This window comes from Rahnella laticis (assembly GCF_015644585.1).
GTDB lineage: Bacteria > Pseudomonadota > Gammaproteobacteria > Enterobacterales > Enterobacteriaceae > Rahnella > Rahnella laticis.
The window spans coordinates 81475-90558 of the sequence record NZ_JADOBI010000013.1 but is presented as its reverse complement, the minus strand read 5'-3'; the positions used below and the strand labels follow the sequence as shown (position 1 = coordinate 90558).

General features: G+C 56.5%; 9 protein-coding genes. All 9 read right to left on the bottom strand.

Going from position 1 to position 9084, the window contains the following annotated elements:
* Positions 1-58: 58 nt before the first annotated feature.
* Genes IV433_RS22135 through IV433_RS22095 form a run of 9 tightly spaced genes read right to left on the bottom strand, consistent with a single transcriptional unit; the run spans position 59 to position 9083 of the window.
* Positions 59-604, bottom strand: a complete 546-nt coding sequence (locus tag IV433_RS22135; RefSeq protein ID WP_195815966.1) for a hypothetical protein — start codon at positions 602-604, stop codon at positions 59-61.
* Entirely contained in the window at positions 601-3453 is a 2853-nt protein-coding gene (gene traG, locus IV433_RS22130) for a conjugal transfer mating-pair stabilization protein TraG (RefSeq protein WP_195815965.1), read from the bottom strand. Before traG ends, IV433_RS22135 begins: the two co-directional genes overlap by 4 nt.
* 2 nt (positions 3454-3455) lie before the next feature.
* Complete coding sequence (traH, locus tag IV433_RS22125; RefSeq protein WP_195815964.1) at positions 3456-4811, bottom strand: conjugal transfer pilus assembly protein TraH; 1356 nt, start codon at positions 4809-4811, stop codon at positions 3456-3458.
* Positions 4808-5101, bottom strand: coding sequence for a hypothetical protein (locus IV433_RS22120; RefSeq protein ID WP_195815963.1), 294 nt, complete (start codon positions 5099-5101; stop codon positions 4808-4810). Before IV433_RS22120 ends, traH begins: the two co-directional genes overlap by 4 nt.
* On the bottom strand, positions 5098-5640 hold the full coding sequence (gene trbB / locus IV433_RS22115; protein WP_195815962.1) for a type-F conjugative transfer system pilin assembly thiol-disulfide isomerase TrbB: 543 nt from the start codon (positions 5638-5640) through the stop codon (positions 5098-5100). The genes IV433_RS22120 and trbB overlap by 4 nt, the downstream gene beginning before the upstream one ends.
* An 11-nt stretch (positions 5641-5651) precedes the next feature.
* Entirely contained in the window at positions 5652-6407 is a 756-nt protein-coding gene (gene traF / locus IV433_RS22110) for a type-F conjugative transfer system pilin assembly protein TraF (RefSeq protein WP_195815961.1), read from the bottom strand.
* Positions 6404-8251: a type-F conjugative transfer system mating-pair stabilization protein TraN gene (gene traN / locus IV433_RS22105; RefSeq protein WP_195815960.1), complete on the bottom strand. Its 1848-nt coding sequence runs from the start codon at positions 8249-8251 to the stop codon at positions 6404-6406. The genes traF and traN overlap by 4 nt, the downstream gene beginning before the upstream one ends.
* A complete protein-coding gene (gene trbC, locus IV433_RS22100; protein ID WP_195815959.1) occupies positions 8248-8865 on the bottom strand; it encodes a type-F conjugative transfer system pilin assembly protein TrbC in 618 nt (205 codons plus the stop codon). Before trbC ends, traN begins: the two co-directional genes overlap by 4 nt.
* Positions 8862-9083 (bottom strand): TraR/DksA C4-type zinc finger protein, encoded by a 222-nt coding sequence (locus IV433_RS22095; protein ID WP_104925408.1) that lies wholly within the window; start codon positions 9081-9083, stop codon positions 8862-8864. The genes trbC and IV433_RS22095 overlap by 4 nt, the downstream gene beginning before the upstream one ends.
* Position 9084: the final 1 nt, after the last annotated feature.

The window sequence follows — 9084 nt, the reverse complement described above, 5'->3', positions numbered from 1 at the left end:
AGGGAGGGCCAGACCTCGCGCCGCAGCGTGAGGTTTAGCAGTCAAAATCAGTCAGTATTTAGTCGGTTTTCGTCAGGTCACTTTCGGACTCGTCACCCCGCCACGCCGCTATGGCGGCGTTGAAAAGTGACAGGTCGTAACGCCCCATGTCAGCTAAAAAAATGAAGAATGTAATAAATAAAGTTATGAATAAAAACATTACGCACGCGATAGGTATAAAAACATCGGTCATTCTAAGAGCCAGGGTAAACACCACATACATCAGCAGCACGAAAGATGCATAATATTTTATCTTGGTTTTTACAAATCGAATAACAACTGACCCCTCCCTTATTTCAACAGGTAACGAGTAATATTTCGCACTCATACCAAAGCAACTTAAAAGAATAATAAAACCAAGGCCGACAGCCATAACGATTGAAAAGCCACCGCTAAAGTTTTCAGTGGTGAGCGCAAATAAAGTCTGCCAGGAGACCAACCCCACAAAAATGCCAAGCCCCAGGCGCATGCATTTCCAAAACGACGGCACTTCACACTCTTGGCTCAAAAAAACGCGCGATAGCATAGCCACGTCTTCTTTGATCATCTTATTGGTAATATTCATTGAGCACCGCCCTCATCCTTTAAGTTGGTCGAATATTTTTTCGTGTCTTCCCTAATATCACTGACACGAGGAAGTAAGGAGTCCTGAGCCTGCTGCGCCTTATCGTGTTCGGCCGAGTACGTATTTTCTGCCGTTTGATGGTCAGCTTTCAGGTTATCCCGATTATTATTTATACCATCTTTTACTGTATTTATCTCCAGCCTTTCTGAAGATATGGTCTGATTATTTTCATTGATCATAGCACTGGCCCGGCCGGTGCTGTCCGTGCGAACCGCCGCGTTATTGGAACGGCTGGCGATGTCGGCTTCGCCCCGCTGATAGGCATTGCCTGCCGCAGGAGCTACCGTGTTTTGCACTGTCGGCATGCCTTCAGAAAGAGAGGCCCGATTCGCCTCGAAATTCCCTTCAACACGGGAATGCACTTTGTCCATCATGAATTGTTCTGCAAGCTGTTCCCTGTCTGCTCGTACTTCCGGACTGGCCGTATTGGTCAGTATTTCCTCTGCACGCTCAGGTGCCTGAGCCTGAACATAACCCACAAACTCCTGCGCATAATTACTCTGGGTCTGCGCACTCATGGTTTCAGACTGAGATGCAATCTGGCTGTATTCATGACTGCGGGTCATGCTATCGGTATATTGCTGGTACTGGCTGTCCGCCTCGGCCAATGTGGCACTCAGCTGCTCCAGCCTGGAGTTTGCCGTGTTGTCCGCATGACTGCCCGACTGTGACGTCCGGTGGCTAGTGAGCACGTCACGCCCTTCACGGAAATCGTTAAGTTCCTGACTGTTTTTATCTGCAGAGAAATCCTGGCCCGACGTTCCCGTCTTGCTCATTGAGTCCTGACTGCCAGACGCTGCTGTGCCTTCTATGCCCGCATGGATGTCACCTTTCAGGCTAGCTCCAGTGACAAAACCAGCAATCTTGCCCGCAAATTGCCTATTGGAATCAATTCCGACGCTTCCACGAATCCCTCCGTTAATTTGCAATTGGCGTGTCTTCGAATCCATCTCGCTCCACGCGTCTGCAAAGCTCATATTGTTTTTCTGCGCATAGGTTTTGGCGGCAGAGACCATCTTGTTCACCGCGATCGTATCGCTCATGCTCTGCGCATTGTCCGCGCCGCTGCTCATCGTCGAGCTATTGCCATACTGCTGGGAGAATTGGCTCGCTTGATTAAAGGCACTGTTCACTGAGTGGTTGTAGCCCGACAGGTGGGTTTGTGACTCCGCCAAACTTTCACGGCCAGAACGCTGTGCCGCACTGCTCTCAGCCTTCCCAAAATTGATATCCATCGGCAGCTTCGACATCGCCCCCGTGGTGTTGTAAACCGTACCGCCGCCGGCAGTCTGCGTCACCGTCGCACCGGTATCCGTCTGATTGGTTATCTGACCATTGGCGTAGCTGCTGTTGGTGTCCCACTTACCGCCCTGCACGTTGTCCGTCTGCATGTTGTTAAACGACCAGTTCCCGTCCACCGTCTGAGACGCCGACTGTGAGGACGAACTCTGCAATGCAGAGCCCAGATAGCTGCCGGCCTGCGACACGCCATTGCCCAGTCCTTTCACCAGATAGAAAGAAAGGAAGGGAATGGATAAGGCCAGCCAGCCTGCTGTTGTCCCGACATCGGAGAACATCTGCTGTCTTTCTGACAGGTTGGACAGCGTCACCGCAATGCCGCTGGTTTTCTCCTGCAGGTTCGAGTTCATGGCGTTATTCAGAATCGCAAACAGCACCGGCCAGCTCTGCAGGTAGGCAAAGGTAAAGACATAGCCTTTCATTACCTCGAACGACAGCGTGCTTATCATCGCAATCACCAGCAGCAGCGGGAACAGACCAATCAGTACGCCGGTCAGCACCGTCTGCATAACGGGCAGCGTGCGGGTGGCAATACTGGCACTGGTGGCCTGTGCCATGCGCATTTTGGCAAAGGAAGACTCCGCCGACAGATTGACCAGGCTCGCCGTATCGCCGTTGCGCGCCGCATAGCCCGCAAAGCCGTGACGCAGGGCATTGAGCGTCACGTTATGCCGCATAATCTCGCTGGCACTTTTGCCTGCGCCGTAAAAATACTGGTAGCTGTCGCCCATCAGCTGGCTGTACAGCGCAGCACGTTCCGGCTTATTACCCAGATATTTACGCACGTAATACGTCCACGTCGTGCCCCCCACGCTGGCGTCGGTGTTCATTATCTTCTGCAGGAGTACAGCCGCCTCCTGACAGGTCATAAAGTTGCCCGACTCGTTAAACATCCCGCGCAGCGGGCTGGGCTTGCTGAAAATCAGCGTATACGGGTCTTCGCTGTTCATCAGGTCATTCATGCTGTACTTCTTATTGAGCAGCATGTCGCCGACCACGCAGTTTTGCACATAGTCCGCAAACAAATCAGACTGCTCGGCGCTGACCGACTCATAGTCCGTGCTGTTGCCGATAAGCGTGGCACCAAACAGCATGCCGGTTTCGTTATACGAGAGCGCATCAGGTTGGTGCATAAACAGCTCATACCCGGCCACCAGACCGTGACCGACGGTGGTGATCACCGTTGCCGGCAGAACCAGCCCCACAGGGACATTATCCACCTGATACACTTCATGCGGGCTGGTCGCATCGATGATCTGCACCGGCCGCGTGACGCCGACAAGCACGTGAACTATCGTGAGGATCATTGCCCATTTCACCAGCGTTAACATATCGTGGGTGCGTATCCAGGCCACCGCGCAGGTCACGACCGACAGCACGGTGCCAACTGTCATCAGGCTGCGCCCGGTGTCAGACTGCATAAACGCCGCCACGGCATTTAACGAATCCCGGAACCATGCGCCGCCGCTGATGGTGTAAATAACGTCCATATTTATTCTCCCGTATACCGGTAGTTGCCCTGATAGCGCTGAATAAGACGGCTTGAGACCTGTTGGCGTAGGTAACTCATCTGCCGCTCTACTGCCATCAAGGCGTCCTGTTTTATCTGCACCCGCGTCTGCAGTTCGGCGATAAGCGTGGTCGCCTGCGTCAGGCTTTTATCCAGCTGATCGGCAACCTCGCCCGGATAGCTTTTCCCGCCGATCAGGGTACGAACCTGCTTAATCATTTCATTCATGTACTGCATCATGATGTCGTAGCCGATGTAATCGGCCAGCTGGTACACCACGGCGGGGCCGATATTGACTGACAACGGATCGACCAAATAACGCAGCACCGGAATGCTAGTGGCTTCCAGAAAGCCCTTTTCAGCCACGGACAACGGATCATCAGTCACCGCCTTGTTTTGAATGCTCTTAAGCAGGGCGATCACCTGGCCGTTCATGGAGTTAGTTGCGCTGATAGTGATACTGGTCAGTCTCGGGTTAAGGCACAGATCGCTGCTGTCGCAGGCGTAGATGGTCGCGTTACCGCCGTTCATCATCGCTTTCAGCACGTCTTCGTTAGTGGTGATCGGCGACAGGATCTTTATCTGGCCGTTGGCGTCATAAATCAGCGAGCCGGTCAGGCTCATCGCAAACTCCGCCAGCGTCTGATTGCTGCTGAACATGCCCTTTTCTTTAATAGCGTCCCACATCACGTTTTTGTTTTTCATAACCTGGTCTTTGGTCTTGTCGCTGGCCTTATTGGTGACGCTGTCATAGCTGCCGCCCACCGTGCAGCCCTGCTGAGATGCCGCCCAGTCGGAGAACAGGTTACTTTCGCCAGCGATGTCCTGGCACACCTTTTTCTGACTCACCGCCGTGCGCGGAAACAGCCCGCCGACAATTCCCTGCGCCGCCTGACAGCTCGACATATTGGCGCTGTTCACATCGGAGGCCAGCTTTTGCAGAAAGTCCTTGGCCTGCTTCATTTCCGGTACGGTGGTCTGCAGGGCCAGGTCAAAAAAGTAGCCCGCAGCGTTGCCCATAATTTGCTTCACGAACCGCTGCAGTTCTTCGCCGTTGATGTGTGAAAAAGAACCCAGATAGGCATCAATCCCACCGCAGCCAGCACTCATGCTGGGCAGCGACAATGAGACCATCTGAATTTGCCGCACGGAGGTGCGCATATACATCGAGCCACCGCTGGCGTAGCCCGCGGCCTGTCCCTGCCAGACCTGCGGTCGGGACGTGTTGCCGTCAAAGCCCAGCTTGCCGAAGAAGTTGTTCATGTCGCTGTTCACATCCGCGTAAGCCGGTGAGGCGAACAGCAAGCCGATAAGACAGGTGAGTGTCGCTCTCTTCATCGTGTGCCGCCTTTGCGCTGGTGGTATTTCTGCCACCGGTTCGTCATAAACCGAACGATGTCATGCAGCATCAGTCCCGTGCAGCCCAGCCCTATACCCCTTGCCCCCCAGACCAGCCATTGCGTCGACAGACGGGGTAATAACAACGTTGACCAGTGTCCCCAGACACCCATTGAAAACGCCGCTAATACCATCACGACTAGCCCCGCTAAAATCAGATACAGCGACAGCGTTTTAAACAGCGAGTCCGGCTGACTGCCCGGCTGTTTTATGTAGAAAGAAAACCTCATTTCACTCTCCCGCTCATCGCCACCTGAAACACTTCATCCAGACGGGACGCCAGCGCCGGTTTATCCACCGCGCCCTGCAGCAGCGGATAGGTGGCCAGCGTATGAACGTTGACTAAAAACGTGGTCGGCGTGGCCACCGGCATGCCCGGCGTGAAGAACTGCACCATCACTTCCGGCGTCGCCTGCAGGGCATCAGGAAAGGCATCATCACCCTTTGCATCGAGGCTGAACGCCGTCACCGACAGACCGCTTTCCTCCGAGAACGCTTTCAGCATCGGGTCAAACCGGTGGCAGTACGCGCAGGTGGACTGCATGAAGACCACCACCCGCCAGTCGGCCAGGTTGACGCGCTGGCCGTTGGTCAGTGTCGACCAGCGGGCCGGTTTTACGGCGGGGTTAACCGTCTCAACCGGTGCTGACGTGGAAGGATTTCCTTTCTCCGCCTCTATCGCCCGGATGTCATCCCAGGTCGACGCCTGCGCGGTGACGCTCAGTAAAAGTGCCGATAGGCAGGCCGTTTTAATACGTTTACGCATCATGATTTAGTCCCTTAAAAGTTCGGCTTAAAGCCGGTGGCCACGTTTAAAAACTGCTTCGACAGGTCATCGGGCGTGATAAACCCGTAGGCCACCGGCTGATAGCTTTCATCACGCGGGTTGACCAGAAACAACGCAGGAAAATAGCGGATGCCCATTCTCTGAGCCTGACCGGTATCAGTGCGACTTTGCGGCAGCGTCGGGCTGATTGCCCCGTCCACGCTGATGGCCATCAGGCTGATGCCATTCTCAGCGCAGAAGTCTTTCACCAGGCTGGCCAGCAGGCTGTCGCGCGGCTCTTTACCCCGGTAAAAGAAGAACAGGCCGTGGTCGGTGGTGAGTCGGGCAATGGCGTCTTTTGCCTTTGCCTTATCGGCCTGCAGCTGCGCGGGCACCGTGCCGTTGTAGTGGCTGAACTTCAGGTTGTAGTCCAGTTCCGGGTACATCAGCATGGCCTGCTTGGCCGACTGGCTGAACTCGCCCGCCTTGCCCGTCCAGAAGTTCTGCAATGTCATGTAGCGCTTAAAGTTCTGCGGCGTCGGGTACAAAATGGCGGTGTCCAGCGCGGCTTTCGTCGCCTGCTGCAGCTGCGCCTTTTGCTCTGACGGCGTCATGGCAGGTGCAGGCGCCGGTGTCGTCAGTTCGGGCTCATCTTCTTCCTGCGGCTCGTTGTACCAGTGCCAGCCGACCGAATCGTTCAGCGCCGGCTGGTCGCCGTGTACAGACGTGACCGTTAGCAGCAGGGGGAGCAGACAGAGTGCGCGTCTCATTTTCCGCCTCCCGCCTGCTGCATCTGCGCGGCAACCTGCTCTTTGATACGCCCGGCCAGGGCATCGTCGTCCGGGATGGCCGAACCGTTTTCCAGATCGGCATAGAAGTTTTTAAAATCCATGATGGCGAAGTTCAGCGCCTGCAGCTGCGCGACGTTTATCCCGGAACAGTTCGGGGATTCGGCTGAACCAAAGCCGATACCCAGCTGCCACTGACGCCCCTGCTGCTGCACAATCTGGGCAAGCTTGGAGTCGAACACGCAGTAGCTGCGCTTTTTCTCCAGGCACACGCCCAGCACTTTCTTGCTGCAGTATTCGCCGACGTCCACGGTCAGCAGGCGCTCTTTCGCCTTGCCCAGCGCTTTTTCATCGCTGCTGCAGTTGGCCAGCCCGATGTCGCTGCCCCAGCCGGAGGCTTTGCAGCAGTTATTAAAGCCCACCGCCGCCTTGCGGCACGACTGGCCGCGGCCGGTAAAGGCGCTGACGTTCACGTCGTTCATTTCCGCGACGTCCTGACCCGCGGCGGCCACGGCGGCCAGCTGGGAGACCGCTTTCTGGAAGCTGTCGCTCTGGCCGTTCACCGCCTGCGCACAGGTGCCTTCGGTACAGAAGAATTCGCCGCCGCAGACCATGCCCGAGCCGGTGATTTTCTCCTCACAGCTGTAGGTCACGTTCTGATGCAGGCAGATGCCGTCAAGCGAATACGCACATTGCTGGGTGGCCAGCGTGCAGGCGGAATTGGCGGCATAGGTGGCACAGGAACCCTCATCGGCCTCCTGCGTACGGTAGGTGTCGGTGTACTGCCAGCAGTCGCTGTACACGTTGTGCGCAACGCCGTCGACCACAACCTGACGCTCGCCGCCGCCCACGGAGCAGGTGCTGCTGACCAGCGCAGCGCCCACTTCCTGCGAGAGTGCGCACGCGCCAGGCCAGGCGGGCTGACCCCGCCACTCCTGCTCCTGAAGCATCACGGTCAGGTTGAGTACGAAGGTGGTTTTGCCGCTGTTCAGGTTGTTGAGCACGCCGTTTAAAAACGTGTCCTGATGCTGACTCTGGTTTACAACGAAATAGACGCTCTGCGTTTGCCCGGCCGTCAGGGCGTAATTCGTGGCATTCAGTCCGTAGCTGCCGTTGCCGTATTTCGGCACCGTTATCGACGTGCCCAGCAGGGAAATCGTCGTGCTCTGCGTATAACCGCCGGTCGACACGGCGAAAACAAAATCAAAGCTGGCGGCCAGCACCGTGCCGGTGACCGGTGAGACAAAATCGGCACGCAGGCGCCCGCTCTCTTTGTTGTAAGAAAACTGGGTGATTTGCAGCGTCTTCTGCACGTTGACCGGATAGTATTGGCCGGTGGTGGTGGCATCGCGGGTGCAGGTGCGCGTCACGTTAATATCCCGCTCACAGATGTGCGTGGTGTATTCGGTTTTGCTGACCTGCTGCGCCTCACAGCCGTCAAAGGAGCCGTTGGTGACGCTTTCGGCGCTGGCCTGCGCGTCCGTTCCGGCGCTGATAAACGGCGCGTCCATTGAGATGGGGTCTTTCGGATTATTGAGTATCGAGTCGGTGATGGCCTTGCCCGCCTCACTGGTGGCCAGCGCCTGATTACCTTGCGTATCGAGGTTGGTGCTACCCGCCGTCACGCCGCCGTAGTAACCGGACTCTGCAGGATTCGCCGTGTAATCAGGCAGCACGGCGGACGGATCAAACGCGGTAATGGTCTTCCCGCTGCGGTCTTTAATGCTGCTGGCATACCCTGAACCTGCGTTGTACTGATCGTTAGCGTGGGTCGCCAGCGCCGTAATGGCAGAACACATCAGAAAGAGAAGCGCACCTTTATTCATCGCGATTCTCCCGCCGCCAGCAGTAGCTGTTTCGCGACCGCACTGCACTCGCCAGATTCGGCAATTTTGCGCAGCGCCTGCACCGGCGCAATGTTTCCCCCGACGCGGTCAAAGTGACCGTTGCATGTCACCACCAGCGCGGGGACCGCCGTAATGCCGAAGGTCTTGTAGGCGGTCGGGTCAACCTGAACGCCGCCGCGTTTATCATCATTCACCAGTTTGAGTACCGCATTCGCGGTCTGGCGAAAGTCGTTGTTAACCAGCCCGCGCAGCGTGGCCGGGATGCGCAGGCGGTCAGCCTCCAGAACCAGCGCCTTCAGCCCGCCTTCGGGCATTGAGAACGACACAAAATAGAGCGCCTGTAGCACCGGCTTTTCTAGCATAGCCTGCGGTGTGTCAGATCTCAGCCCCTCGATAAACGACTGTTGCGGGGCGCTAAGCGCCGCATTACCCGGCAGCGATTTTAAGAAATCCGGCACCGGTGCATGACGCATTGCCTCACCGGCGCGAAGCTGGTTGTTGATAAACTGCTGGTCGTCCTGTACCGACGCCGCGGCAGCATAGGCCGGCAGGGTGAACAGGGTGGCCAGTAACAACGCACGGTAATTTTTCATGCGCGCCCCCCGAAATTGCGCTGACGCACCTCGGCCACTTCCTGACACCCCACGCACAGCTGCACGCCCGGAAGCGTCTGACGGCGGCGCGCCGGAATGGCATTGCCGCATTCGGTGCAAAACGGCGCCGACGGGCGCTGGCATTTACCGGTGATGACCTTCAGACGCAGGTCAAACAGCCCCTGCTCCAGTTCGGTAATACGATCGATGTTGTCCATA

Coding starts and splice junctions, on each gene's coding strand:
- IV433_RS22135 (WP_195815966.1), bottom strand. CDS start 604: ATGAATATTACCAATAAGATGATCAAAGAAGACGTGGCTATGCTATCG.
- traG (WP_195815965.1), bottom strand. CDS start 3,453: ATGGACGTTATTTACACCATCAGCGGCGGCGCATGGTTCCGGGATTCG.
- traH (WP_195815964.1), bottom strand. CDS start 4,811: ATGAAGAGAGCGACACTCACCTGTCTTATCGGCTTGCTGTTCGCCTCA.
- IV433_RS22120 (WP_195815963.1), bottom strand. CDS start 5,101: ATGAGGTTTTCTTTCTACATAAAACAGCCGGGCAGTCAGCCGGACTCG.
- trbB (WP_195815962.1), bottom strand. CDS start 5,640: ATGATGCGTAAACGTATTAAAACGGCCTGCCTATCGGCACTTTTACTG.
- traF (WP_195815961.1), bottom strand. CDS start 6,407: ATGAGACGCGCACTCTGTCTGCTCCCCCTGCTGCTAACGGTCACGTCT.
- traN (WP_195815960.1), bottom strand. CDS start 8,251: ATGAATAAAGGTGCGCTTCTCTTTCTGATGTGTTCTGCCATTACGGCG.
- trbC (WP_195815959.1), bottom strand. CDS start 8,865: ATGAAAAATTACCGTGCGTTGTTACTGGCCACCCTGTTCACCCTGCCG.
- IV433_RS22095 (WP_104925408.1), bottom strand. CDS start 9,083: ATGGACAACATCGATCGTATTACCGAACTGGAGCAGGGGCTGTTTGAC.